A 26,500-nucleotide genomic window follows, 5' to 3' on the forward strand; every position below is an offset into this window, starting at 1 on the left:
ACGTCCAAGAAAATGAGTTTTACCGATTCATTCCTCTTTGAGCATGGGTTTTTTGATCTATTAAAAGACCTTGCAGCTAAAATTGAAAAAGGCATCATCTAGGGGAACAAAGGCATACGTTCAATTTTCCTTTCACACATCGGAAAACAATCTTATCTCGAATGATTCCAATATGAGCTACGTGCAGAACCATTCAGTGCTCCCCCCGCTTGAAAAGATTAATCGGCATGACCAATTACCAAACAATTGTCAGATCATAGCCCAACTACAAGAAAGCAACACTCAAGACGATGTGCTCATGATCCTAGCAAAAAGAGGAAACCACTTATCCATACTGGAAACATACACAACAGAATGGAAGAGCGGTCCAGTTTATTCTTGCGATCAATATGACTTTCCACTAAAAGTCGTTTCCTAGTTTCCAAAAGCTTTGGAAGAGTTCATAAAGCCACCCGCTAACGGCGGCCTGCATGCTGGCGCAATGACCAGTGGAGATCAGGAAACAGATGGCGAGATGCTTTCTATAGGGAGCACCACAACAGGCTACGAAATAACAAACTGGTCCAGAGACGCAAATGGTGTAGATGCAAATCCAGATTACTACGAACCAACCAGCCTAAGCCTTGACTATGAGCTATTGTACGATTATGGGTTGCTGGACCTGTGGAAAACGTTAGGAGAGAAATACGAACGAGGTGAAATCTAATAAAGAATCCAGCCCAGCGGATAGAGCAAACATTGGAATTATTCATGGAATTAATCGACACTCGAAACCTAAGCTCCGATTCTGAGCAGTTAGGAAAGACTCATTAACGGTCAACAATGACAGCCACCTTCGACCACTTCCTAAAACAATACAACTCTACTGGAAGTCAAAAAGCAGATGGATACAACGAATCGCATTTTGACAGCCTTAACGACGCTGAAAAAGCTAAAGCTTTCGATTTGCTCGAGCAAGAATTAATTGCTCCAGGTGTCACTGAATGGCTAATGTACCTTGACCAGACAAAAGCAATAGACGCGTTTAAACAATACATCAGCAGTGCAACACCTGGAACAAGCGCAGGAACCCATCGAGTATACAACGCGCTCTACAAAGCGACCGGAGACCAAGAGTATTTAGATAAAATGATAGAAAATTACAGCCATTATTTAGACTGGGAAAGAGAAGAAGCTCTGTGGCTAATACGTAATAATTCCCCAAAACCCAAAGCGGCAAACACCTTTTACAGAAATTTATTAGAAGCTGAATACGACCCAAAAGTAAAATCCCTTGCGGCAGACTTTTATCTTCGTAACAACGGTTACACATGCAACTCAAAGAATGAAAGCAAAGCGTTCTTTGAGTTGAAGAACAAATTAACGTCCCTTGGCATTGATGACAGGGATACTCTATTTAGTGATCTGGAATCATTTCAGGCATAAACACTACCTGGGATTTCACTTGCTTGTGAATTTAGTGATGGCAAATATGCATTCACATGTAACCGATTAGTATTTTAGCTAAAGATAGAAGACACGCAGATCAAACCCGCCGACAAATTGCGGCCGCCCTGCAGGAAATCGTCGCCGCCGAAGAGCAGGAAAAGGCAGCCATTGAAGCAGAGCTGAGAAAACAAGCATTTTAGTGGAAGCAGAGAGCTGGGCAGACCGACGGGATTCCGGAGCAGCCGAGGAAGACTAGCCAAGTCTCCGCCGACATACCACAAGACAAAATAGAAATCATGAGTATTTAATGAAACAGCCTTACCAAGGAAATTTATTCAAGTTCCAACAACGAGTTTGGAACTGTAGAAACCCTTAACTTTGAGCGCAACGAAATAAACCTCAAACAGCCACACAATGCCGGAGCAATCAACATCACAACAGGACTGACTCCACTATGGGCCATATAAAACCGCCATATGCCGTTTTGAAATCTCTTTCAGCAATCGAACGACACAACCAGCTTCCTGCTGGGACAATTAAGCTGGGTGAATGTCTCGATAACACTTCAGGCCGAGACAAGCTTTTCACTTTTGTTAAACATCGAGGTCATTTGGCTATACTGACATCCTATCACGCGGGTCCACACGATCAGTATTTTTGTGACCAGTACGACTATCCAGTCCGCGCTCTCAGCTGGTTTCCGAAAGCGTTAGATGAGTTCCGCAAGCCTCCCGCTGATGGCAGACTTCATGCTGGAGCCATGGTCAGCAACGACGAAAATGTCGATGGCGAAATGCAAGCTGTAGGCAGCACAACTGATGGTTACTGTTTTATTAATCGGTCCCGCAATGATCATTCGAATGATAATTATAACCCCGAAGAATACTACAGCTCTATTGAGATATCGCTGAACTACGACTTTCTGTACCGACTCGGCTTTCTAGATCTCTGGAAATCACTGGGTGATACGTATGAAGGCGGAGACATCTGAAGACCGTTAACCGAATATCCATGTTTAAAAATTCTCGCCCTGTCAATGGATTGCAATGAGCTACATACAAAATCACCCTCTTTTAGCTCCCTTGCCGGAGATCACACGCCATGATCAGTTACCGCCTGAATCAGAGTGCATTGCTGAGTTACGCAAAGGAAATAAAAAAAACAACCCCGCTTACATGTTCATCAAACGAGGCGACAGTCTTTCTATTCTAATCACATATACAACAGTGATCTCAGGACAGGAAAAATATATTTGCCGCCAAAAAGACTTTCCACTAAAAGTCCTTTCCTGGTTTCCAAAAGCTTTGGAAGAGTTCATAAAGTCACCCGCTAACGGTGGCCTGCATGCCGGGGCAATGACCAGTGGAGATCAGGACGTAGATGGAGAGATGCTCTCTGTAGGTAGCACAACAAAAGGCTATGAAATTACAAATTGGTCTAGAGACGCAAGCGGGGCAAACGCAGATCCTGATTATTACGAACCTACCAACCTCAACCTTGACTACGATCTCTTGTACGATTATGGGTTACTGGAACTCTGGAAAACGTTAGGAGAGAAATACGAGCGAGGCGAGATATAATAGGGCCTTTGACTGTTATATTCCTCAACCCGCAAATAGCAAAATTGACATACTCATAAAATCTTTAAGGGACCTGGATGATTAGGAGATCTCAGAAGAGATCGCGCATCTTCAACCAACTTTTAACCAGCGACCAGGAATCTGAAGCATGCATTATTTCAATGAAATAAACCCACTCACAATCAGCCAAAACCCTGACGTTATAGCCGCTCTAATTGATCCCTACAACCAAGAACGAACACTCTATATATTGATTGAGGGTAATTACTCCATTATTGCTTCAACAAAAAAACACACCTATCCCAAAACAGGTAAAAGCGAGTGGCTAACTCACCAAATAGAATTACCTAAATCTGGTATTAGTTGGACTGTAAACACAATCGAAAAAAAGTTTCTCAAACTCTCCCATGAAGGAGGATTACCAGCTGATGTTCGGCACTACGAAGGGATAGTAGATGGAGAGGAACTGGGCATCAGCAGGGCAATGGGTTTAGGCACCGATGACAACAGGGAATCCAGCTACACGATATACACTCACTCACGCAAAAGCGAATGGGACACGTCCAAGAAAATGAGTTTTACCGATTCATTCCTCTTTGAGCATGGGTTTTTTGATCTATTAAAAGACCTTGCAGCTAAAATTGAAAAAGGCATCATCTAGGGGAACAAAGGCATACCCTCAATCAGGTTTCCTTGCGGGAGCACAACCACATCGGATTTAGCTCGAACGTAATACGGCGTTCCAATCCCGCGAAAACCCCGCCGTTCCAATCTCATCGTCCACCCTTATCACCCATCCATCCTCTTGGGAGGTAAAGCCCTCCCTTTCTGCAAGTTGCCTTTCCATCACGGTCACATCCGCCTCCGATGGATCGTTTTTCTTCTGTTGCCGCAGGGCAAGGCGCTCCCGCAACAGGGCTGCGGGAACATCCAGAAACAGAATATGAAACGGGATATTCACCGACTGCGCCAACTGGTGGAATGGTTGCCTCGCCACGCGTTTAAGGAAGGTAGCATCCACTATAACGGGGTAATGAAGTCCGATGCTTTGCTGCGCCAACTGCTGCAGGCGTTGAAAGGTTCGCACAGTATAAAAATGTGCGTACAAGGCCTCTGGGTCGTCCGGATCAATGGCGGCACTGCTCTGCAATGGTTTGAGCCCTGCAATCTGCTTTCTGACCACATCGGATCTAAGATGAATTGCCCCGGTCTGAGCCGCCACCCGGCGGGCCAGTGTGCTTTTTCCTGATCCGGAAACGCCACAGGTGATGGCCAGATAAGCATTGCGCGGCTGAATCAGGGTTTCCGCATAATCCAGGTGACGACGGAACTGCTGCAGCAAATCCTCAGCCTGCTCTTGTGTTGCCTGTTCCATCCGCAACACTGCCACCTTGGCCCGCACCATGGCCCGGTATACCTGATAAAAGGTCAGAACGCTCAGCAAATCATAATCCGCAGAATAATCCAGATAACGGTTGAGAACCCAGTTTGCCTGCTCGGGATAACCGTGAATCTCCAGATCCATAAGGAGAAAGGCCAGGTCGCTGGCTACGTCAATCCAACGAAACCGCTCATTGAATTCTATGCAATCGAACAGGACCGGCTTCTGCTCAATCAAGGCGATATTGGCCAGGTGCAGATCCCCGTGGCACTCACGAATCCGGCCCTCTTGTTTACGCCGAGTGAACACAGCACTCAATGCCTTGCACTGCGCCTGGCTCCAGTCCTGTATCCGTTCTAAACGAGCCATGTCTTCCTGCTGCTGCAATCGGGGAAGAATCTGTCGAAAATTCTCTTCCACCGGAAAGAGGACAGATTCCGCATCTCCATATGCCTGCTCATCCGCACAGCACTGCGCTCCATCATGAAATGCCGCCAGGTCAAAGGCCAGCACCTGAAAAACATCATGGTTCTCTGCCAACTCCGGCAGAGCATTCAAAAGCAACGCATCGGGATCAAACTGCTTCATCTTAACGGCGTAATCGATCACCTCGCCTTTACCACAAAAATTGTACTCATCTCCTTCCTGGCAAAGTGGCACAACGGATTCGTACAAATGCGGCGCCGAGCGTCGGTTCAAGCGCAGCTCTTCTTCACAATAATGCTTGCGTTGCGCCAGGGTGGAGAAATCCAGAAACCCGAAATTCACCGGCTTCTTGATTTTATAAACCCACTGACCGGTCAACAGAATCTGGGAGATGTGGGTTTCGCGCCATTCCACCCGTGAAGCCTCATGGGGAAACTGCATTGCGCTGATCCAGGCCTTCTGCATTCCTCGCTCTCCTGTTATTTGCCTGCTACCTGTTACTGCCTGCTTGCTGTTTGATGCACGTCAACGCCCATCATCAAACGTTGGAGCATTATCTATCTGTCTATAGGAAGAGGTTACACAAGCACATGACCAATACAACCCAAACCCGTCAATCCATTTCCCTGAATCGGAACGGGCAGGATGCTCTGGCTGCCCGGGATGTCATGAGCACTTCGCTGTTAGCCGCCCAGGATAGCTGGTCAGTGGCTGAGCTGGCGCAGTTTCTGGTGAGCAACGGTATCACCGGTGCCCCGGTTCTGGATGAAGATGAACATCTTGTGGGTGTGGTTTCAGTGACCGATGTCGCACGCTTTGCCAGTCGGGGGGATGATCTGCGGGAGGAACGGGGTCGGCACGGATACTATACCGACAGTCTGGACAGCTGGTCGTCTCTGGATTATCTGGAAGATTCCGGGGACAACGATCTGGAGATCACCACGGTGAAAGACATTATGACTCCCAGCATTTTTGCCGTTGACACCCATGCCAGTGTCAACGAGGTTGCTCGGGAAATGGTTTCCAACGGGATTCACCGGGTGTTTGTTCGCCAACAGGAGCGCATCGTGGGCGTGGTCAGCGCGCTGGATATTTTGAAGCTCGCAACGCCCTGATCGACTTTGAGCGCCTTATCGGGCGCGCATCAGGGTCCGCACGAAATGGGTCCTGATGCAGCAACACATCCGCTGCGGGGAATGCCTCCCGGATCTCCCGCTCCACTTCATCACAAATATCGTGGGCCTGCCATAGTGGCATGTTGCCATCCAATTCCAGATGCAGCTGAATGATTTTGACCCGACCGGATTGGCGGGTACGCAGCTCATGCACCCCCAGCACCTCCACATGACTCAACGCAATATTCACAATTTTCTGCTGTTCGTCCTCAGGTAACTCCCGATCCAGCAAGTGCTGAATGGATTCGTTCCAGATCATAATGGCGGTATAGAATATATAGACGGAAATCGCGATCGCCAGCAGCGGATCAAACTGATTCCAACCCAACTGGCTCAGTATCAATGCCACAACAATTCCCAGGTTGGTCAGCAGGTCGGACACATAATGCAGTGAGTCCGCTTTGATGGCCACCGAATGGGTTTTGCTGACCACCCAACGCTGGTACAGCACCAGGCACAGGGTCGCCACAATGGAAAACCCCATGACGCCCACTGCCACATCCAATTGCTGCAACGGCTGTGGATGCAGCATACGATCTATCGCCTGAACCAGGAGGTAAATGGCAGAGCCCATGATCAGCAGCGATTGCCCCAACCCTGCCAGCGACTCTGCTTTGCCGTGTCCAAAGCGGTGTTCCGCATCTGCCGGTTGCAGCGCATACCGAACCGCCAGGAAGTTCACGCAGGAGGCCAGCGCGTCGATGGTGGAATCCGCTAACGAGGCCAACACACTGACAGATCCGGATACCCACCAGGCATAGGCTTTCACCACCAACAGGATCACCGCCGTGAGCACAGACGCGCTGGCTGCCAGTTTTAGCAGTCGCTGTTCAGAAGCCTGGGTGGAATACGCTGATGTCATAACGGCTCAGAGAGGTTGAAATTCGGGTTGCATCCCCCATTATAAAACAAGACGCAGTGGGCCTGAACCGATATGAAGGCAAAGATGATGACATCGATACGAAATCCAGCGGTTGCCGGGTTATTTTATCCAGGTAATGAAAAAGCGCTGGCGAACGCCATTGAGAAATATTTATCGAGCGCGACTGTAAACAAGAATGATTCCGCACTGCATTTAACGGCGCCGCAGCAAAAGACACCCAAAGCCATCATCGTCCCCCATGCGGGTTATCAGTACTCCGGCGCAACCGCTGCACAGGCTTTCCATGCATTGCTGTTACCCAACCAACACATTCGGCGGGTGGTTCTGCTGGGCCCATCACACAGGGTCGGTTTCAAAGGCATCGCGTTCTGCAGTTCAGATTATTTTCGCACGCCTCTAGGGGACGTACCGGTGGATCATTCCGCGTTGGTGGCCATTTCCGATCTGCCGGACGTGGGGTTGCTGGATCGCGCTCACGAACAGGAACACAGCCTGGAAGTTCAACTGCCGTTCCTGCAAAAGACCCTCGCTGATTTCAAGCTGGTGCCGTTGGTGGTGGGGGATGCCGATACCACGACCGTGGCACGGGTGATCGAACGCCTGTGGGGCGACGAGTCGACCCTGTTCGTGATCAGTTCTGACCTCAGTCACTATCATGATTACCAGACTGCACAACGGCTGGACACGGCTACCTGCGACGCGATTGAACGGCTGCTGCCGGACGCCATCGGGTTTGAACAAGCCTGCGGCCGCAATCCGGTCAAAGGGCTGTTGGAGGTTGCCGCTCAAAAAAGGTTGCAGGTGCACACCCTGGCCCTGTGCAATTCAGGCGACACCTCCGGCGACCATGAGCGGGTGGTGGGTTACGGCGCCTGGGGATTCTGGGAAAGCGAATGACGTTGTCAGCAGCAGACCGGCAAAGGCTCATCGAACTGGCCTGGGCTTCCGTCCGGCACGGTTTGGCACAGGGTGGACCGCTCACAATGCTTGAACCCCTGAGTCCGGCGCTGCGGGAGCCGGGGGCCAGTTTTGTCACGCTGGAACTGGACGGCGCGTTACGGGGTTGCATCGGCAGCCTGCAGGCGCATCGCCCCCTGGCAGAAGATGTGGCCCATAACGCCTATGCCGCCGCCTTCCACGACAGCCGATTTACCCCGCTCCAGCAACAGGAACTGACCGCCTTGGGCCTGCAGTTGTCCGTGCTGTCACCCGCGGAGGAGATTCAATGCAAGGATGAGGCGGATCTGTTGCGGCAGCTCAAACCCGGCGAAGACGGAATCATTCTGGAGGAAGGTGTTCACCGCGCCACGTTCCTGCCCCAGGTGTGGGATCAACTCCCCTCCCCCGCGGCGTTTCTGGCACACCTGAAAAACAAGGCCGGGCTGCCCCAGGACTATTGGAGCAACCGACTTCGAATCCAACGTTACCGGGTGGAAAAATTCGGCTGACCCACTGACAGTATTCTTTTCCCTTTATATACTGGCATTTTTCCCAAGAGCCAGTACATGTCCAACGATTTACGCAGGGGGGCCATCCTCCTGTTAACGGCCGAATTCATGCTTGCCGTGATGGCCGCCTTGATCAAGCTTATCTCCCCCGAGGTTTCCCATGGCATGCTGGTGTTCGCCCGCAATCTGTTTGGCCTGTTCTTCCTCCTGCCCATCATTACGCACCAGGGTTGGCACAACCTGAAAACCGATCAACTGGGCCTGCATGTGATCCGCTCCATTGTAGGGGTGGCCGCCATGTACGGTTATTTCTATGTGATCACTCATCTGCCCCTGGCAGAAGCGGCCCTGGTGAAGCTGTCGTCACCCTTCTTCCTGCCCATCATCACGCTAATCTGGTTAGGGGAGCGCATCAATCACAAGACCCTGTGGGCCATTGCCATTGGCTTTGTTGGCGTGGTGTTCGTGCTACGCCCGGGCAGCGACACCTTTCAGCCGGTAGCGCTGATCGGGGTGGCCGCAGCCGCCCTGGCCAGTGTGGCCAAAGTCGCCATTCGCAAAATGACCGTCACCGAACCCGGCTATCGGGTAGTGTTCTATTTTGGTTTGCTGGCGACCCTGGTGTCCGGCGTGCCATTGATCTGGGATTGGCAAACCCCGGCGTTATCCACCCTGCCCTGGCTGGCCGCCATCGGTCTTACCGGAACCGTGGGCCAGCTGCTGATGACTCGGGCGTACCAAGTGGCCAACCCCGGGCAGGTGGGACCTTTCACCTATTCCACGGTAATCTACGCCGCGGTATTTGGCTGGATGTTCTGGGATGAAGTGCTGGTGATCACCACTCTGATTGGCAGTGCCCTTATTATCGGTGCCGGTATTCTGAATATGAAATCACGCTGAACGCTGGCTTGCCAGGTTGCGCAGCTGCTCTGCGCGGGTGGCCCGCACTTTGGGGGCCCAGCTCCACACCGCCTCGCATTGAGCAGGGGCCAGTCCTTTGTCGTCGGTAAGCTGAACCACGACCACCACCTCACCCCGTTCCTGAGTCTGGATCTGATCGATCTGCGCCTGCGCCAGGCTGGCGGTGGCTTTAAGGTTGCCACTGACCCGTTTCAGGAAATCCAGATGTAGGGTTTTTAAGACCACCACCCGGGAATCGGGCACATGCATACCCACCACCAGGCCGCTGGCCGATTCCGCCAACAGCCCAACAGCCGCCGCATGGATGGTCCCCAGGTGGTTCTGCACCCGCTTGCGATTGCGCAAACTGAGAACCGCCCGGGAATGGGATAGAAACTCCACCTTGACCCCTGCCATACCGGCAAATCGCACCGCCCTGCCGTAAATCAGGGTGAGCGCCCGGGGTCGGACCTGCTCCGGGGAGCGGTTGATCCGACTGACCACTCGGCTGAGAAAACTGCGGTTTGCCATAACACGATCCGTTTAGGGGTAAGGCCAGGATTTTACATAAATTTCTTACAAATAATGAGTCGTGTTGCAGGAACGGCCATCAGACCGGGCTTCATCGCCAGATTGACTAAATTGCCCCTCAACCGCCGTTACAATGCCAATGCTTTACTACTCTGATATGAGCATCATCAGATCATTATCCATAACAATGACACACCCAGCAGGACATTAATGAGGAGAAGCCAATGAGTCGCGATCCAATCGGATTAGCCATGGCCACCATGAGTCGCATCGCCAGTTCATCCCTGGTGGAAAGGATGGGTCTGCGCCCCACCATCGAAAAACTAACGTATCAGGGCACCAAATCCGGTTTTCAGGCCTTGGGGGCCGCTTCGCGCCAGTTCAAGAGCGTGACCCAGTTGCTGCGCCCAGAGCGTCTGGAAGCACCCTCCCAACCCAAGAGCCAGTTCGATCTCACCATCAGCGAAGAACAGCAGATGATGCGCGACAGCGTACGTGCTTTTGCCACAGAAGTGCTGCGGCCGGCCGCCTCCCAAAGTGACGTGGATTGCAACCTCTCGCCGGAACTGCTGGCCCAGGCCAACGAGCTGGGTCTGGCGTATTTTGCGGTGCCTGAGAACCTGGGCGGAGCGGCCACGGAACGTTCCCCGGTCACCAGCATGCTGATCGCCGAGGATCTGGCCTACGGCGATATGGGCCTGGCCGTGGCGATTCTGTCCAGCATCGGTGTGGCCAATGCCCTCACCCAGTGGGGAACCGCAGCCCAGCAATCCCGATACCTACCCGCCTTCCTGGAAGAGAACACCCTGCAGGCCGCCATCGCCGTGAACGAGAAACGCCCCCTGTTCAATGCCAATGAGCTGGCCACCGTCGCCGTGGAACAAGCGGACGGCTACCAGTTGGATGGTGCCAAAACCATGGTGCCGCTGATCGACAAAGCGGAGTTGTTCCTGGTGGCAGCCAGCCTGAATGGCAAACCCCGACTGTTCCTGGTGGAAAGTGGCACGGAGGGCGTCAGCATCGCCCGCAAGCCCAATATGGGTGTCCGGGCTGCCGGCATGGGAGACCTGGCGCTGGCGCAGGTGCGCGTGGGCAAAGACGCCTTGCTGGGTGACGATGACTTCGACTACGAGGCGTTCATCAACATGGCCCGCCTGGGGTGGTGTTCCCTGGCCCTGGGCACCGCCCAGGCCGTGCTGGATTACGCCATTCCCTATTGCAACGAGCGGATAGCGTTCGGCGAGCCCATCAGCCACCGCCAATCCGTGGCCTTTATGATTGCCAACATCGGCATTGAACTGAATGCCATGCGCCTGATGACCCAGCGTGCCGTGGCCCTGGCGGAACGGGGCAAGCCCTTCGCCCGGGAAGCCTACCTGGCGCGGGTGATCTGCGCCGACAAGGCCATGGAGATCGGCACCAACGGGGTCCAGCTGCTGGGCGGGCACGGATTCACCAAAGAGCACCCGGTTGAACTCTGGTATCGCGACCTGCGCGCGATTGCCGTGATGAACGGCGGCCTCCACCTCTGACCGAACTGAACCTTGCCACAGACGATATCTGCCACAACAGATAAAGGGTGAACTGATTATGTATCTTGAATTACCGAAGAAACTGAAAGTCCTGGGTGACATGGCCACCAACCTGTCAGTGGAAATGCTGCGCCCGATTTCGCGTAAGTACGATCTGGCGGAACATGAGTATCCCAAGGAACTGGACCTGGTGGCGTCCATGCTGGACGGTATGAACGACGGCGAAGGCGGTGCCGGCGTGGGTGCCGACCAGTCCAAGCAGAAAAAGGATGAGAACGCCGGTGTGCGCAATGGGGCCAATATGGCCGCCTGTGTGGGCATTCAGGGATTCTGCTGGGGCGATGTGGGGCTGTTGCTGACCCTACCCCGCCAGGGCCTGGGCAACGCTGCCATCGGGGCAGTGGCCAACGCGGAACAATCGAAGCGTTTTCAGGGCAAGTGGGCCGCCATGGCCATCACTGAGCCGGGCACCGGGTCCGACTCCGCCAACATCAGTACCACCGCCAAACAGGACGGGGACTATTATGTGCTGAATGGGGAGAAGATCTACGTGACGGCCGGTTCCCGTGCCGACATCATCGTCGTGTGGGCCACTCTGGATAAAAGCATCGGCCGCGCAGCCATCAAATCCTTTGCAGTGGAACGGGGTACGCCCGGCATGGAGGTAACGCGCCTGGAACACAAGCTGGGCATCAAGGCATCCGACACGGCCGCCATCTCGTTTACGGATTGCCGCGTTCATAAAAGCAATCTGTTGGGCAATCCCGAGATCGACACCAAAAAAGGTTTCGGCGGTGTCATGCAGACCTTCGACAACACCCGGCCGCTGGTGGCTGCCATGGCGGTGGGTGTGGCCAAGGCTGCTCTGGATCGAACCAAGGAGCTGCTGCAGGAGCACACCCTGCTCGATTACTCTGCCCCCATTAATTCCGTTTCCTCCGCTGCAGCGGAAATCTATCGTATGGAAGCGGATTGGGAAGCGGCCCGCCTGTTGACCCTGCAAGCGGCCTGGATGGCGGATAACGGCAAGCCCAACTCCATGGAAGCCTCCATGGCCAAGGCCAAGGCCGGGCGAAGCTGCAACGCCATCACCCTGAAGTGCGTCGAGCTCTGTGCCGGTCTGGGGTATGGGGAAGATGAGTTGTTGGAAAAATGGTGCCGTGATTCCAAGATCCTGGACATCTTTGAAGGTACCCAACAAATTCAGCAACTGATCGTCGCCCGACGTCTGCTGAACCTTTCTTCCGCTGAACTGAAATAAGCCAGGCTGTCACAACACAGGTAGCGCTTAAATGCTACCTGTGTTCATTCAAGCGGACCGTTTCAGATCTTACGCATCTCTGGTAATGCCGTGTTTTCCCGGGCGAAGTAGATCACTCCGCCGTGAGGGAGTGCATCATGATGCACCCAGGCATCCAGCCCCACCAGATTTCCTATATTGGACAGGAAGGGTTCAATGTCTTGATAGTTTTTGATGTACTGGCCGTAATCCACCTGCAGCGCACATACACTTTCGCGGCAATCGGCATTCAACAGCGTCACCCCTTTCATTTGGGGGGCCAGAGTTTCCGAGAGCGTAAAGTATTGCAGCATCTCATCTTTCCATTCCGGGTTTTCATCCTCATCCCGCATCATGGCTTGAATCGTTTCAGCGCGCTCTTTGCGGGCCAGGGCGAAAAACTCCATGATTTTTTCCGGCTGGGCGTTGGCGATGTAACTCATCAGCTCCGGTGACATTTCCGGAATATCCTCTACCGCGGCCCCATTGGCCTCATCCACCTGCGGCTCTCTGGCGATGCCGCCATCCTGTTTCGATGCCGCAAAACTGTCACGCACCTGCTGCTTTTGCTCCTCGGTCAGGAACGTCATGTAAGGGTTGGATTCCAGCGCTGCCTGCGCCAGGGGCTGCTCGGCATCCGGCGATGGCATCAGGCTGTACAGTGCACCGAACGTAACCGCCGCGGCCGCACCCACCAGGGCGATGGACAATGACTTTTTCATCAGAATTCTCCTTTCTGCGTAGTTCCCTTCTGCGTACTTCCCTTGTTTGGTTCGGAGAGCACCTGGGCGCTCTCCGATATCAGGTTTTAGGGGCAATTTCGATAATCGACCCAGACATCATTGATGGCGTTGTGCCAGAGGAAGAACAAGGGGTTGGCCGGCGAATCAAATGTACCGAAGTGGCCACCGGTATTGACATGGCCTGAACTGTGCCAGCTGTTGGAGGCACTGGCCACCGCCGCTGTAGAGGCAAAGGCGCAGACGTTGCCGGGCAGCACCGAGTTGGGTTTCAGAGCATTGGGCGTGGAATCGGTGATGGGGTCTGAGCGCCAGCCATCACAGGTCCAGCTGTTGCAGCTGCCGTTGGGTGAGACTTCTGCGTTTTGGAACTGGGTCGGAATCCAGGTGCTGCCATTCCAGGCAGGAATTTTACCTTCCGGCATCCAGGGATAGTCATACACCATGACGTGACGTTCCATCCGGCGGATGTAGCGTTCATGTCCACCGAAAAAGCCCCCCAGCTCACAGGTACCATCAGAGCCGGGCTGCCGGCTGCAGGTGCCACTGGCGTCATTGGGCAAGGCATTTTTGGAGGCCGCGGTGGAGGTGTTGTGATTGATTTCGTAGTGCAGCAGGATGTTGTTTTCATCGATTTTTTCCCGCATGTGATTGCTGACGATGGTGCGGGCGCAGCTCGGAATCTGGTTCACCATGTAGTGTCCGTTGGTCTTGGCCAGGGCGGCAGCCGGTGCCGGGCAACTGGCCGGCCCTTCCCGGTAATTGCTGGTGTAAACGTACGCTTCACCACGATGGGAAAAGCAGTTGGAGGACATGTAAGAGGTGGTGTTGCCTTCGCCGTTGAAGTTCTCGGTGAAGCATTCAAACGCATCCTTGCGTGACACCAACGTGTTGATCCAACTGGAACCGTTCGTGGTCCACTGGGTGCGGATACGGGCAAAATAGCCACCGGTTCCGGCAGTCCAGTAAACTCCGGGAATGACGATATTACCCGCATTCCAGTTGTACAACTTGGTGCCGTCGGCTGTGGTCCAGGCGACGCTGGCGCTGATGCCGACATTGTTTTTGATCGTAACCCAGCTGCCGGTGGTGGGATGGCGTGCCTGAACACGCATTTTCGACGCTGAGGTCGGGGCCGATGTCACGTAGCCCCAGGGGTTGATGGTGGACGCGGTATTGCTGACGCGCAATCCGTCATAGACTCCGACTGAACAGCCGGATAAAAGTGCGAGCACAATTGAAAGAACAGCTAATTTTATCCTGAATAGGTATTTCATTTCGGTATCTCCATTACACGAAAGTGAAGCATGTGGCGAGCAATACTACTGAGCCTGAAACAGCCCCAAATGGCTCACCACAAATTGGAACCCGAAATGAAATTCTTCCCAATCAGATATGACACCCCCATTGCGTGACATTTTCTACTAAATAAAACGCTAAAATAGCCATCATGCGGGAACCGCCAAGGGAGAGTCAGCACTTGACGGCGCTGACACAGGCGTCTCTTCTGCCAACCAAAGATAGACCGAAGGCAGAATAAAGAGCGTGAACAACGTGCCCACTGCCATGCCCGCCACCAGAATTATACCAATGCTGTTGCGGGCTTCCGCTCCCGGCCCGGTCACCAACACCAGGGGAAAATGCCCCAGTACCGTGGCGGCGGTGGTCATCAGCACTGGCCTCAAACGCAGTGCGGCAGCGGCGGTAATCGCTTCCACCCTGGCCTGGCCCAGCCGTTGCTGTTCGTGGGCAAATTCGGTGATCAGAATGCCGTTCTTGGCGATCAGGCCCACCAGGGTGATAAAGCCTATCTGTGAATAGATATTGATGGTGGTAAAACTCAGAAAGGTGAACAGCATGGCGCCGGACAACGCCAGGGGCACCGACCCCACCATGACAACCAGGGGCAATCGAAAACTGTTGAACTGTATTGCCAGGGCCAGATACACCACGATGATGGCGATCACCAACACCGACACCATGCTGTTGCCTTCTTTTTTCAATTGACGGGAAATACCGGCATAGTCGATGGTGTAGTTGGCCGGCAGAACGTCTGCGGCAGCTTGCTCCAAGGTTGCCAGGGCCTGGCCGTTGGTGGTACCGGGCAATACCCCGCCATAAATCCGGAATGAGCGTTGCTGATTGAACTTGCCCAGGGAGCGGGGACCGGTAATGGATTCCAGTTCGGCAATGGTGCGCAGGGGCACCAGCTCCCCAGCAGGCGTGCGCACCGGCACATCCAGAATGGCATCCGGATTGTCCCGGGCCTGATGTTCCACCATGGGGATCACCCGATAGGCTTTGCCATCCGCATTGAAACGATTGGCATCCATTTCCGCCAGCAAGGAGGCCAGCTGGTTACTCACATACTGGATGTCCATGCCCAGGTCAGCGATCCGGTCATGATCGAAGCGCAGTCGCCCCTGCGGCAGATTCACGTTCAAGTCCGTGTCCACAAACATGAACTGACCGCTCTGGTACGCGGCCTGGATCAGCTGGCCGGCGTACTGTTCCATGGTTTGGTAGTCGTCAGGAGACTGCACCACCAATTCCACATCAAACTGACCCGCAGTGGGTAAACTGGGGAACAGAATAGGAAACACCTTCACCCCGGTGATGCCGTTCAACCGCTGGAATACCGTTGGCAACAGGGATTGCACGGATTGCTCCCGCTGAGCAAAATCGACGAATTCAATTCCACCAAAGCCGCCATCCGGCGAAATGATCTGCCATACCATTTTCAAACCCGGTGTGGTCTTTTGCACCAGATCGATCACATCATGCATGTAGTGGTCGGTGTATTCCAAGGAGGCATTGGGGGGCGATTCGATGATGATATTGATGCTGTTCTGATCTTCGATGGGTGCCAGTTCCTTGGCAGAAAACAGATAGAATGGCACCGCCAGCAAGGTAATAAACAGCGCGGTAAACAGTATCTGGTTGCGCCAGGCGAAACTGGCACTCAAGAGTGTGATATAGCGATCACGAAGCCGATCAAACCAGCCGTTCACCCGTTGCGTCATCCTGCTTTCCCGGCCATTATCCGCACACACCCAGGCGCTCATAATGGGCGACAGCGTGATGGCGACCACGCCGGAAATGATGACCGCCGTGGCCAGGGTGAACGCAAACTCTTTGAACAAGCTGCCGGTAAAGCCCGAGACAAAGCCGATCGGAGTGTACACCGCTGCCAGCGTGAAGGTCATGGCGATGATCGGCGACAGCAGCTCACGGGAACTCACCAAAGCGGCTTCCATCCGGGAACGCCCCTCCCGCAGGTGGCGGGCCACGTTTTCCACCACCACAATGGCGTCATCCACCACCAACCCCACCGACAACACCACCGCCAGAATGGTCAGCAGATTGAGAGCAAAGCCCATGCTGTAGATCACGGCAATACTGCCCAGGATGGAAATGGGAATGGTGACCAGCGGCACCAGGGCCGTGCGGAACGATCCCATCAGCACCAACACCACAATGCCCACCAGAATGATGGTTTCAAACAGGGTGGTGAAAATTTCCCGCAGGGATTCCCGCATGTAGATCGTGCCGTCGTAGCCGGTATTGATCACCAGACCCCGGGGCAAGGCGGCATTGATGGTGGCCAGCCGGGTGTAAACTTCATCGCCGATGGCAATTTCATTGGCACCCGGTAACGGCCAGATGGATATGTAGACCGTAGTTTTCTGATCGTAGCGGGCTTTGATGGTACCGCGGGTTTCACCCAGCTCCACTCGGGCAATATCCCCCAGGCGGATCATGGCGCCTTCCTGTTGACTCACCACCAACTGTTCAAAGTCGGCCACGGTTTGCAGGGTCGCATTGCTCAGCAAATGAATCTGGCGTTGATCGTTTTCGGTTTTCCCCATGGTGGCGATCACGTTATTGGCCCGGATGGCGCCCAGCACATCGTCTGCCCCCATGTTCAGAGCCGCGATTTTGAGGGGATCAATCCACACCCGCATGGCCGGGGAGCGCCCCCCTTCCAGCCCCACCCGTTGCACCCCATCGATGGCGGCAAACAGCGGATTCACCTCCCGCTCCAGATAATCCGTCAATTCCGAACGGGTCCACTGATCACCCTGCACATCCAGGTAGAACAAGGCCGCCGGGCGATCCGCCCGCACCACCGACACCGCCGGGTCCTCGGCTCCCTCCGGCAATTCGTAGCGTATTTGTGCCAGTCGGGCCGACAGCTCGGCCAGGGCACGGGTGCTGTCCTCATTCAACTCCAGCCAGGCGGTGACCTTGCTTTGCCCGGCGGTGGTGGTGGCATCCACATAATCCACACCGGGAATGGTCATGGCTGCCCGCTCGATGGGCTCGGTGATAAAACCCTGCACCACTTCTGCAGATGACCCAGGATAGGATGTATTGATTTCCAGGGATGAACTCTCGATCTGGGGAAACTGGATGACCGGAATCTGCAATGCAGCAAAACCACCGGCCAGCAACAACACCAGCGAGATGACCACGGCCAGCACCGGGCGACGCACGAAAATATCCATCACAATGCTTCCTGTTGCGGTGCACCGGTGGTGCCTTCGGCGGCCATGTTCTCCGCGTCTGTGGCCGCGGCGGGTTGAGGTTCAGGTACGAACACCAGAATGCCCTCATACAATTTGAACGCGCCGGCAGCGGCGATGCGGGCGCCGACGCTGAGGCTGTCCGCGGTGGAAGCAGGCTCCAGCAACGCGGCATCGCCAATGGTGGTTTTGACCCGGACCTGATGGCGATGGGCGCGAAAACCCTGCCCGTCTTCTGCTTTCTGCAGGCGAAACACATAAGCACCCAAAGCGTCATACTGAATGGAGACAGCCGGCACCTTCAACAAGGGCACGGCATCACCAATCGGCACCTGCACGCTGACCATGGTATTGGCCATGAACGCCTTGTTACCGGCTTGAATGGCGGCGCGATACAGGCGGCTGCGGTTGGCGGTTTGCACTACGGTATTCTCGGCAATGACGGTGCCGGTCACCGCACTGCTGCCCGCCTGTTGACCGATGGTTTCCACCGTCACCGCTGAGCCGGTAGACAGGGGGCGATAAAACTGCGGGACTTTGAAATCCACCCAGACTTCGTCACTGTCGCCGATCAAGGTGGTAACGAGGGTGTTCTCCGGCAGATACTGACCCACCTCGAATTGATGCAGGCCAGCGGTGGCGGCAAACGGTGCCCGCAGGGTTTTCTTGTCGATGGTGCGTTGCAGCACCTTGACCGCCGCCTGGGAGGCAGCAAGATCGGACTGGGCCTGATCCAACTGTTCCTTGCTGACCGCGTTGCGGCCAAACAGCTCCCGGGCCCGCTCATAGGTGGACTTCGCCAGATCAGCCCGGGCCAGGGCGGCACCGAGATTGGCCTGCTCAATGGCAACATCCAACTGCAGCAGAATCTGGCCCGCCTGCACGTGATCACCGGAGCGGAAATTCACCTGGACAATTTCCCCCGCCAACTCGTTATGCAAATCCAGGCGTTTGGCCGCCACCACCGTGCCCATGACCTTGATAGTCGGGGTGAATCCGGTCTCTTCAACCCGCGCCTCCTCCACCGTTTCCGAGTGTTCGGGAAACGATTCACCAAAAGCGATAGCGGCCCGGATCTCCATGACCTTGAACAGCGCCAGGGCGGCAAACACAGCGAAACAAATAACGACGGTCAGACTCCAGCGGCGGATGCTCATAACACTTACTCTCTCAACGTGACTGGGCTAAAAACGTTACCGGCGGCAATTTAACGTAGATGACGCTCTTCCAGCAGGGAGATCGCCTGCATAATGAGCTCGTCCGTCACCGGTGTTTTCCAGGGATAACTGTTTAAAACGGTTTTGACACTGCGAATAATGGGTGAATCACTCTGCAGGCGCGAGGGTGGCTGCACACCCCGCCCAATTACATTGCGGGCACTGCGCTGCATGATCACCTGTGTATGCCCAACGCACAGTGACCACAGGCCGATCACCATCTCATGGGCCATGGCCTCCTGGCCGTCGGCACTCACACTCAGCTCACCGGCATCGCAGGCATCGAAAATGGTGCGGCGAAACAGGGCTTCGATGGCGATGTGCTCTTCGATGAAGCGCTGTAACCACCGCTCCGAGGCCCGCTGCAGGATCGCCTCATTGGCCAGCAGCGTATCCAGGTGCTGGCTGAATGAATATAGAGCCACTTTCTCGTGACAAAACAACTGCACCGCGATCAGCCGCACCGCAACCGGTAACGGCAGCGCCAGCACTTCGCTGAACACATTCTTCAGGCGCACATTGGATCGATAACCCAAGGCCACCAGTACATCCTCCTTGCTTTGCATGTGCTTATAAATGGAGCCCATGGAAAGACCGGCGGATTTGGATATGGCGGACATGGTGAAATCCAGCAGGGAAGACTCCTCGATGCAGTGCACCGCGGATGCCAATATCCTGTCTTCCTGTTCCTGGGGTGAGTATCTTGGGGCTGGCGGCATAGCGATTCCTTGGATTTTTACGAACTCTATTCGAATATCATTCAAATAGCAATGGCGGCACCTCCCTCAGCGGCCGGTTGATCTGAGTTTCGTTTCAGTTCATCCTGTTCGGGCACTGCAGACTGTGCGGTCAGTGGAACAACACAACAACGAAAAGAAGGAACTTCCATGCGTGCGTTCATCAGTCTCGGCCTGGTTTTACTGGCCCTGATTGCGATCTGGTTTTTTCAATCCAACCTGCGCGATCCTGTTACTCCTCCACACACGGCCGATGGCCAACCCCCGGCAACCCCGGACCACATTTACGCTGAGGCCATCAGGCAGGCCACCGCCTCGGTCGACGGCGAGAGAATTCTGAACGCCGACAGCGAGCCCAATAATTGGCTGGCCCACGGTCGTACCTATGATGAATCCCGCTTCAGCCCGTTAGACCAGATCAACACCGACAACGTCCACCAGTTGGGACTGGCCTGGTCCTTTGATTTCAACAGCAACCGCGGCCTGGAAGCCACTCCCATTGTGGTGGACGGCATCATGTTCAGTACCGCCGCCTGGAGCAAGGTGTACGCCCACGATGCGCGCAATGGCACTCTGCTGTGGGAGTACGATCCCCAGGTGCCCAAAGCCTGGGGTGCCAAAGCCTGTTGCGACGCCGTGAACCGCGGCGCGGCCCTGTGGGAAGGCAAGGTGTATGTGGGCACGCTGGATGGCTATCTGGTGGCGTTGGAAGCGGCCACCGGCAAGGAACTCTGGAAAGTGAACACCATCGACCGCAGCAAGCCCTACACCATCACCGGTGCACCCAGGGTGGTGAAAGGCAAGGTCATCATCGGCAACGGGGGCGCCGAGTACGGCGTGCGGGGCTATGTCACCGCCTATGATGCCAGCACCGGCAAGCAGGCCTGGCGTTTTTATACGGTACCCGGCAATCCCGCCGACGGTTTTGAATCCGACGCCATGGCCCGGGCTGCCCAAACCTGGACCGGGGAATGGTGGCAATATGGCGGCGGTGGCACCGCCTGGGATTCCATGGCCTATGATCCGGAACTGGATCTGTTGTACGTGGGCACCGGCAACGGGTCCGTTTGGAATCGGTCTGTGCGCAGTCCAGAGGGCGGCGACAATCTGTACCTGTCCTCCATTGTGGCCCTGAAGCCCGACAGCGGCGAATACGTGTGGCATTACCAGACCACCCCCGGGGACAGTTGGGATTACACCGCCACTCAACATATGATCCTGGCGGATCTCAACATCAACGGCAGCCTGCGCAAAGTGATTATGCAGGCTCCCAAGAACGGCTTTTTCTATGTTTTGGATCGCCGCAACGGCCAGTTCATCTCCGCCAACAACTATGTGCCGGTGACCTGGGCCACCCACATTGATCCGGAAACCGGGCGCCCGGTGGAGACCGCCAATGCCCGCTACCAGGCCGTGAATCCACTGGCCACCTTGCCGCCGGATCAACTGGTGGCGGCGTTGAAACCCATGAGCCCCCAGGCTCTGGAGAGCGCCTTTCACAAGCCCTCGCCCTTTGGTGGCCACAACTGGCACCCCATGTCCTATAACCCCCAAACCGGTCTGGTGTACATTCCGGCACTGGACATACCCTATGCCTACGGTAATGAGCCGGCGTTTGAATATCAGGACGGCCGCTGGAACATCGCCATCAACTGGCAATTGAATGCCCCCACCGGCGACGCCGAACTGGATCAGATCATCGCCGGCACGGTGCGCGGGCATATTGCCGCGTGGGACCCGGTGGCACAGGAAGAAAAGTGGCGGGTACAACACGCCGGTTCCTGGAATGGGGGCATTCTGTCCACCGCCGGCAACCTGATTTTCCAGGGCACCAGTCACGGCCAGTTTGCCGCCTATAATGCCGAAACCGGTGCCCCCCTGTGGAGCAGCGAAGCCCAGACCGGTGTGGTGGCACCGCCCATCACCTACAGCATCGACGGTGAACAGTACGTCAGCGTCGTGGCCGGCTGGGGCGGTGTGTTTGCCCTGGCGGCCGGTGAAGCCGCCAGCGCCATGAACCAGCGGCATCGGGGTCGGATTCTGACCTACAAACTGGGTGGCACGGCCACATTACCGCCGCTGCTGGAAGACACCGCACCGCTGCCCGCGCTGCCTGCATCCAGCGCCGATGCCGAGCAGATACTGCAGGGCAAAGTCACCTATCACCGCTACTGCGGAGTGTGTCACGGGCCGGGCGTTCAGGGGGGTGGCGTGATACCGGATCTGCGCTTTATGGGTGAAGCCAAGCACAGCTTATTTAACGACATTGTTCTGGGCGGCATTCTGAAGGATGCCGGCATGGTGAGTTTCGCCGACGTCATCGACGCAGCCGACGCCGCCAACCTCCAGGCCTACATCATTGCGGAAGGCAAGCGCCTGCGAGAATCCCGCGCCAAAAACTAAGGCAGCCTCATGCAGACGATACCCGCAGAATCGTCTGCATGGGTTTATGCTTCAACAGGTCTGCCAGGGTGTATTCACTGAGGGCGTCATAGAAGGCTTTTTCGGCCCGCCCCAGCATGGCTTTGAGGGAACAGGCCGCGGTCAGAATACAGGGTTGCGTATCACAGTCGATCACCGGTGCCCGCGGCTCCGTCACTGCCACCAACTGGCCAATGTTGATCTCCGCCGGCGATTGCTTCAACACGAAACCACCATTCTTACCGCGGAAAGTTTCGATGATGTCCAGCTGCGCCAGCAGGTGTACCACCTTCCTGAGATGCTCCTTTGAAATTCCATAGCGCTCGGCAATCTCGGTCATAGTCACCCGTCGGCCCGGATTGGAGCCGAGAAACAAAAGGACTCGAAGGGAATAGTCAGTGTAGAGGCTGAGCTGCATGGAATTGGGTCCGGATGGGCATCAACCCATGATATTGGAGTTGCATTTCGAATACAATTCTATAAGATGTATTTGCGCTACATTTTTAAGATTGTATTACCACGACCTATCTGCAACCAACCTCTGGAGGGGGGGACTATGAGCCTGTATGAAGACCTGGGTGGCGCCAAAGCGCTGGACGCTGTAGTCGATGCGTTCTACCAAAAAGTACTTGCCGATGACCGCGTCAACGGCTTTTTTGACAGCACGGACATGGAACGCCAGGCCAAGAAGCAAAAGGCCTTTCTGGCCTTCGCCTTCGGCGGCCCCAACAACTACACCGGAAAAAAGATGAGCGATGCCCACGCCCACCTGGTGGCACGGGGGCTGAATGACTCCCACGTGGACGCCATCGTTGAAATCCTCGGGGCCACCCTGGTGGAGTTCGACGTGCCCGAGGCAAAAATCAAAGAAGTGGCTGCGGTGGCGGAAAGTGTACGGGATCAGGTCCTGGGGCGTGCCCAGTAATACCCACCGGACCCTGCTTTGATCGCCCTCCGGGCCGGCTGCGGTCGGCCCGGCTTCTGTATCACGGTTTCTGAGTGACACCTCGCCCGGTTACCCCCACCTTTTTCAGTATCCTCGTTTCTGTCTGGCTCTATTTGCTCAAACCTTGCCCTATTTCATTTCATCAACCTTAGCCCGCTAAGCCACAGCATGAGCGCTTATCCAGGAGCAGTGGTCACCACCGGGATTCAACTGGCATAATGCCCCACTCACAGCCATTACAACCATCACAACCAGCCAGCTCCATGACCAGCGAGGAATGCAATGCGTCCCCAAGTTAAACCCGCCAATCCGAATTTCTCTTCCGGCCCCTGCTCCAAACGCCCGGGGTACAATGTTGCTGCCCTGGAGCTCGACACCCTGGGCCGCTCCCACCGTTCCGCCCTGGGCAAAGCCGCCCTGCAGCGTTGCTGCGACGAAAGCGCGGAACTCCTGGGCTTGCCCGAGGGCTATCGCGTGGGCGTGGTGCCTGCCTCCGACACCGGTGCAGTGGAAATGGCCCTGTGGTCGCTGTTGGGGCCGCGGCCGGTGGATGTGCTGCATTGGGAATCCTTCGGTTCCGGTTGGCACACTGACATCGTGAAGCAATTGAAACTGGAATCCGTACGCTCCATGCAGGCGGATTACGGCACCCTGCCCCCCCTGGCCGAGGTCAATTTTGATCACGATGTGGTGTTCACCTGGAACGGCACCACTTCCGGCGTGCGCATTCCCAACGGTGACTGGATTCCGGAGCAACGCCAGGGGCTCACCATCTGCGACGCCACTTCCGCCGTATTTGCCATGGAGCTGCCCTGGGAGAAGCTGGACGTGGTCACCTATTCCTGGCAGAAAGTGCTGGGGGGAGAAGGCGCCCACGGCATGCTGATCCTGAGCCCACGAGCGGTGGCGCGACTGGAAAGCTACACACCACCCTGGCCCATGCCCAAGATTTTCCGCATGACCAAGGGCGGCAAATTGATTGAAGGCATCTTCCGCGGTGAAACCATCAACACGCCGTCCATGCTCTGTGTGGCGGATTATCTGGATGCCCTCAATTGGGTGCGGGAAATCGGCGGCGTGGCAGCGGCCATCGAGCGTTCCCAGGCCAATCTTGCTGTGCTGGAGAACTTCGTGGAACAGCATGACTGGATCGATTTTCTGGCACAGATTCCGGAGCAACGTTCCAACACCAGTATCTGTCTAACCCTGAAGGCCGACAAAGATCAGACCAAACAGTTCATCAAACTGCTGGAAGCCGAAGGGGTGGCCTATGATATCGGGGCTTATCGGGATGCTCCGGACGGCATTCGCATCTGGGGCGGCGCCACCGTGGAAACCGGTGATCTGGAAGCCCTGCTGCCCTGGCTGGAATGGGCTTACGCGCAAGTCGCACAATAAATACTAACGACTGAATTCAACTAGTGTTCGATAGAACACAGATTCGATTACAAAGGGAATAACCGATGTTCAAAGTCAGAACCTACAACCAGATCTCAGTGAAAGGCCTGGATCGCTTTCCCCGCGCCCATTACGAAGTGGGCAGTGACATCAGCCATCCGGACGGCATTCTGTTGCGCAGTCACAAACTGCACGATGAAGTGTTGCCCGAGAGCGTGGTCTGTGTGGCCCGGGCCGGAGCCGGCGTCAACAACATTCCCCTGCAAGACTACAGTCACCGGGGCATTGTGGTGTTCAACACCCCCGGCGCCAACGCCAACGCAGTGAAAGAACTGGTGCTCGCCGGGCTGTTGCTGGGCTCCCGCGGCGTGCTCACCGGCATTGAATATGTGCAAAGCCTCACCCACATGAACGACGCTGCCGCCATGAGCAAGTTGCTGGAAGCGGAGAAGAAACGCTTTGCCGGACGCGAACTGTACGGCAGCACACTGGGCGTGGTGGGACTGGGCGCCATCGGCTCCATGGTGGCGGAGATGGCCCTGGCACTGGGCATGAAGGTGGTGGGTTACGATCCTGCATTATCGGTGGAAGCGGCCTGGCGCCTGCCCAACCGGGTGGAACGGATGGAGAACCTGCATTCCCTGCTGGCCCGCGCCGATTACATCACCCTGCATGTACCGGCCCTGGAAGCCACCCGCGGCCTCATCAACCAGGATGTCCTCAAGTCGGTGAAGCCCGGCGCCCGTCTGTTGAACTTCGCCCGCGACGCCATTGTGGACTCCGCTGCCGTGGTGGAAAGCCTGGATGCGGACCAGGGCCTGGGCATGTACATTTGCGATTTCCCTGAACCCCGCTTACTGGAACGGGAAGACGTGATTGCCATGCCGCACATCGGTGCCAGCACGGCAGAAGCCGAAGAGAACTGTGCAGTGATGGCGGCGGATCAATTGATGGAATTCCTGCAGCACGGCAACATCAAAAACTCCGTCAACTTCCCCGCCGTGAATATGCCACGGGCAGAAGGTTGCTGCCGCATCACCTTCAGCAACGACAACGTCTCGGGTGTGTTGGGAAATGTGCTGTCCATCTTCACCGCCAACAACGTGAACGTCATCGACATGATGAACAAAAGCCGCGGTGATGTGGCTTACAACATTCTGGACGTGGAAACCCCGCCCAGCGACACCATCATCGATCAGTTACGTCAGGTCGAGCACGTGATCAATGTGCGGGTACTGGGCGCGGAGTAATAGCAGAACAAGAAACGTCAGGAAGCCACGGGAGAGCGCGTATGCAAACCGCATTCGCGGTCTCCCAGCACCTTGGTGGGATCGTAGTAGTCTTCTTCATTGGGCAGGCTGTGCTCGTACAGATACCCTTCCATATCCACTTCAGACCAATAAAACAGCGGTGCCACTTTCAACAGGCCGGTCTCATCCTGGGTCACAATATCCAGGTTCTGGCGAAACGCCGTCTGGTCTTTGCGAATGGCGGTTAACCAGACTTCCGGTTGAAACTGTTTCATGGCCCGGCTGAAAGGTTCCAGTTTCACCTGACGTGTGAATTCCTCGTGCAGGGGAGAATCGATATCGGGGATGCCGTCCATCAGCGCATCCCGCCGCGCTGCCGTCATCAGCGGATTGAACACATGCAGGTTCAACGCCAGCTGCTGAATGATTTTTTCAGCGCACAGATAAGTGGCTTTGGTGTTGTAGCCGGAATCAATCCACAACACATCCATGTGCGGGTCAGCCTGCTGGCACAGATGCAGAATCACGGCTTCGAACGGGCGAAAATTGGTAGTAACCACGGTTTTCTTGTTGAGGGCCACAGCCCATTTCACGATGTCGGCCGGATGTTGGTGGCGCAACTGCTGATTGATCGCGGCCAGGTCTAGGGCACCGGGATTGTCCATAGGAGTACTCTCTTTCCAAATCAGAATGAATGACACC

At 55.4% G+C, this 26,500-nt stretch carries 24 protein-coding genes; 14 read left to right on the plus strand and 10 right to left on the minus strand.

The features are described 5' to 3' along the window. Nucleotides 1–822: 822 nt before the first annotated feature. The 4 genes from D9N14_RS06495 (at nt 823) to D9N14_RS06510 (ending at nt 3,669) form a co-directional block, all read left to right on the plus strand. A complete protein-coding gene (locus D9N14_RS06495) occupies nt 823–1,425 on the plus strand; it encodes a hypothetical protein (RefSeq protein ID WP_290578192.1) in 603 nt (200 codons plus the stop codon). A 457-nt stretch (nt 1,426–1,882) separates the two neighbouring features. After that, on the plus strand, nt 1,883–2,419 hold the full coding sequence (locus D9N14_RS06500; protein ID WP_290578194.1) for a hypothetical protein: 537 nt from the start codon (nt 1,883–1,885) through the stop codon (nt 2,417–2,419). 55 nt (nt 2,420–2,474) lie between these two features. Beyond that, a complete protein-coding gene (locus D9N14_RS06505) occupies nt 2,475–3,008 on the plus strand; it encodes a hypothetical protein (protein WP_290578196.1) in 534 nt (177 codons plus the stop codon). Nucleotides 3,009–3,156: 148 nt separating this feature from the next. Further along, nucleotides 3,157–3,669 (plus strand): hypothetical protein, encoded by a 513-nt coding sequence (locus tag D9N14_RS06510; protein WP_290578198.1) that lies wholly within the window; start codon nt 3,157–3,159, stop codon nt 3,667–3,669. A gap of 57 nt (nt 3,670–3,726) precedes the next feature. Here the strand turns inward: D9N14_RS06510 and D9N14_RS06515 are convergent, their stop codons facing one another. Continuing rightward, nucleotides 3,727–5,280 (minus strand): AAA family ATPase, encoded by a 1,554-nt coding sequence (locus D9N14_RS06515; RefSeq protein ID WP_290578200.1) that lies wholly within the window; start codon nt 5,278–5,280, stop codon nt 3,727–3,729. Between the two features lie 125 nt (nt 5,281–5,405). Between D9N14_RS06515 and D9N14_RS06520 the strand changes: the two genes are divergently transcribed. Continuing rightward, nucleotides 5,406–5,930: a CBS domain-containing protein gene (locus D9N14_RS06520; RefSeq protein WP_290578202.1), complete on the plus strand. Its 525-nt coding sequence runs from the start codon at nt 5,406–5,408 to the stop codon at nt 5,928–5,930. Here D9N14_RS06520 and D9N14_RS06525 read toward each other — a convergent pair. Then, nucleotides 5,893–6,852 (minus strand): cation diffusion facilitator family transporter, encoded by a 960-nt coding sequence (locus tag D9N14_RS06525; RefSeq protein ID WP_290578204.1) that lies wholly within the window; start codon nt 6,850–6,852, stop codon nt 5,893–5,895. The two genes, D9N14_RS06520 and D9N14_RS06525, sit on opposite strands and share 38 nt — an antisense overlap. A gap of 87 nt (nt 6,853–6,939) precedes the next feature. Between D9N14_RS06525 and amrB the strand changes: the two genes are divergently transcribed. The 3 genes from amrB to D9N14_RS06540 are packed head-to-tail and all read left to right on the plus strand — an operon-like array spanning nt 6,940 to nt 9,221. After that, nucleotides 6,940–7,770, plus strand: a complete 831-nt coding sequence (amrB, locus tag D9N14_RS06530) for an AmmeMemoRadiSam system protein B (protein ID WP_290578206.1) — start codon at nt 6,940–6,942, stop codon at nt 7,768–7,770. Then, entirely contained in the window at nt 7,767–8,321 is a 555-nt protein-coding gene (gene amrA / locus D9N14_RS06535) for an AmmeMemoRadiSam system protein A (protein WP_290578208.1), read from the plus strand. Before amrB ends, amrA begins: the two co-directional genes overlap by 4 nt. A 57-nt stretch (nt 8,322–8,378) precedes the next feature. Further along, nucleotides 8,379–9,221 (plus strand): DMT family transporter, encoded by an 843-nt coding sequence (locus tag D9N14_RS06540; RefSeq protein WP_290578210.1) that lies wholly within the window; start codon nt 8,379–8,381, stop codon nt 9,219–9,221. Here D9N14_RS06540 and D9N14_RS06545 read toward each other — a convergent pair. Continuing rightward, complete coding sequence (locus tag D9N14_RS06545) at nt 9,213–9,752, minus strand: DUF4442 domain-containing protein (RefSeq protein WP_290578212.1); 540 nt, start codon at nt 9,750–9,752, stop codon at nt 9,213–9,215. The two genes, D9N14_RS06540 and D9N14_RS06545, sit on opposite strands and share 9 nt — an antisense overlap. A gap of 224 nt (nt 9,753–9,976) precedes the next feature. Here D9N14_RS06545 and D9N14_RS06550 point away from each other — a divergent pair, with 224 nt between their 5' ends. Together D9N14_RS06550 and D9N14_RS06555 are read left to right on the plus strand one after the other, a co-directional pair. Next, a complete protein-coding gene (locus D9N14_RS06550; protein WP_290578214.1) occupies nt 9,977–11,284 on the plus strand; it encodes an acyl-CoA dehydrogenase family protein in 1,308 nt (435 codons plus the stop codon). 58 nt (nt 11,285–11,342) lie between these two features. After that, nucleotides 11,343–12,545 (plus strand): acyl-CoA dehydrogenase family protein, encoded by a 1,203-nt coding sequence (locus tag D9N14_RS06555; RefSeq protein ID WP_290578216.1) that lies wholly within the window; start codon nt 11,343–11,345, stop codon nt 12,543–12,545. 62 nt (nt 12,546–12,607) lie between these two features. Here the strand turns inward: D9N14_RS06555 and D9N14_RS06560 are convergent, their stop codons facing one another. From D9N14_RS06560 to D9N14_RS06580, 5 genes are all read right to left on the minus strand, one after another. Further along, nucleotides 12,608–13,285, minus strand: a complete 678-nt coding sequence (locus D9N14_RS06560) for a hypothetical protein (RefSeq protein ID WP_290578218.1) — start codon at nt 13,283–13,285, stop codon at nt 12,608–12,610. An 86-nt stretch (nt 13,286–13,371) separates the two neighbouring features. Continuing rightward, complete coding sequence (locus tag D9N14_RS06565; protein WP_290578220.1) at nt 13,372–14,493, minus strand: tyrosinase family protein; 1,122 nt, start codon at nt 14,491–14,493, stop codon at nt 13,372–13,374. 258 nt (nt 14,494–14,751) lie between these two features. Beyond that, entirely contained in the window at nt 14,752–17,811 is a 3,060-nt protein-coding gene (locus D9N14_RS06570) for an efflux RND transporter permease subunit (protein ID WP_290578222.1), read from the minus strand. Beyond that, a complete protein-coding gene (locus D9N14_RS06575) occupies nt 17,811–18,986 on the minus strand; it encodes an efflux RND transporter periplasmic adaptor subunit (protein ID WP_290578224.1) in 1,176 nt (391 codons plus the stop codon). Before D9N14_RS06575 ends, D9N14_RS06570 begins: the two co-directional genes overlap by 1 nt. A 50-nt stretch (nt 18,987–19,036) precedes the next feature. Further along, the gene (locus D9N14_RS06580) at nt 19,037–19,765 is read right to left on the minus strand and encodes a TetR/AcrR family transcriptional regulator (protein ID WP_290578226.1); all 729 of its coding nucleotides are present in this window, start codon (nt 19,763–19,765) and stop codon (nt 19,037–19,039) included. A 168-nt stretch (nt 19,766–19,933) separates the two neighbouring features. Here D9N14_RS06580 and D9N14_RS06585 point away from each other — a divergent pair, with 168 nt between their 5' ends. Then, on the plus strand, nt 19,934–22,186 hold the full coding sequence (locus D9N14_RS06585; RefSeq protein WP_290578231.1) for a PQQ-dependent dehydrogenase, methanol/ethanol family: 2,253 nt from the start codon (nt 19,934–19,936) through the stop codon (nt 22,184–22,186). A 7-nt stretch (nt 22,187–22,193) separates the two neighbouring features. Here D9N14_RS06585 and D9N14_RS06590 read toward each other — a convergent pair whose 3' ends face one another. After that, nucleotides 22,194–22,622: an RrF2 family transcriptional regulator gene (locus D9N14_RS06590; RefSeq protein ID WP_290578233.1), complete on the minus strand. Its 429-nt coding sequence runs from the start codon at nt 22,620–22,622 to the stop codon at nt 22,194–22,196. A gap of 138 nt (nt 22,623–22,760) precedes the next feature. Between D9N14_RS06590 and D9N14_RS06595 the strand changes: the two genes are divergently transcribed. From D9N14_RS06595 to D9N14_RS06605, 3 genes are all read left to right on the plus strand, one after another. Continuing rightward, nucleotides 22,761–23,129 (plus strand): group I truncated hemoglobin, encoded by a 369-nt coding sequence (locus tag D9N14_RS06595; protein WP_290578235.1) that lies wholly within the window; start codon nt 22,761–22,763, stop codon nt 23,127–23,129. A 303-nt stretch (nt 23,130–23,432) separates the two neighbouring features. Further along, on the plus strand, nt 23,433–24,548 hold the full coding sequence (locus tag D9N14_RS06600) for a phosphoserine transaminase (RefSeq protein WP_290578237.1): 1,116 nt from the start codon (nt 23,433–23,435) through the stop codon (nt 24,546–24,548). A gap of 65 nt (nt 24,549–24,613) precedes the next feature. After that, nucleotides 24,614–25,798, plus strand: coding sequence for a phosphoglycerate dehydrogenase (locus D9N14_RS06605; RefSeq protein WP_290578239.1), 1,185 nt, complete (start codon nt 24,614–24,616; stop codon nt 25,796–25,798). A 17-nt stretch (nt 25,799–25,815) separates the two neighbouring features. Here D9N14_RS06605 and D9N14_RS06610 read toward each other — a convergent pair whose 3' ends face one another. Further along, on the minus strand, nt 25,816–26,463 hold the full coding sequence (locus D9N14_RS06610; protein ID WP_290578241.1) for a phosphoadenosine phosphosulfate reductase family protein: 648 nt from the start codon (nt 26,461–26,463) through the stop codon (nt 25,816–25,818). Nucleotides 26,464–26,500: the final 37 nt, after the last annotated feature.

It is taken from the genome of Ketobacter sp. (assembly GCF_003671495.1).
Classification (GTDB): Bacteria; Pseudomonadota; Gammaproteobacteria; order Pseudomonadales; family Ketobacteraceae; genus Ketobacter.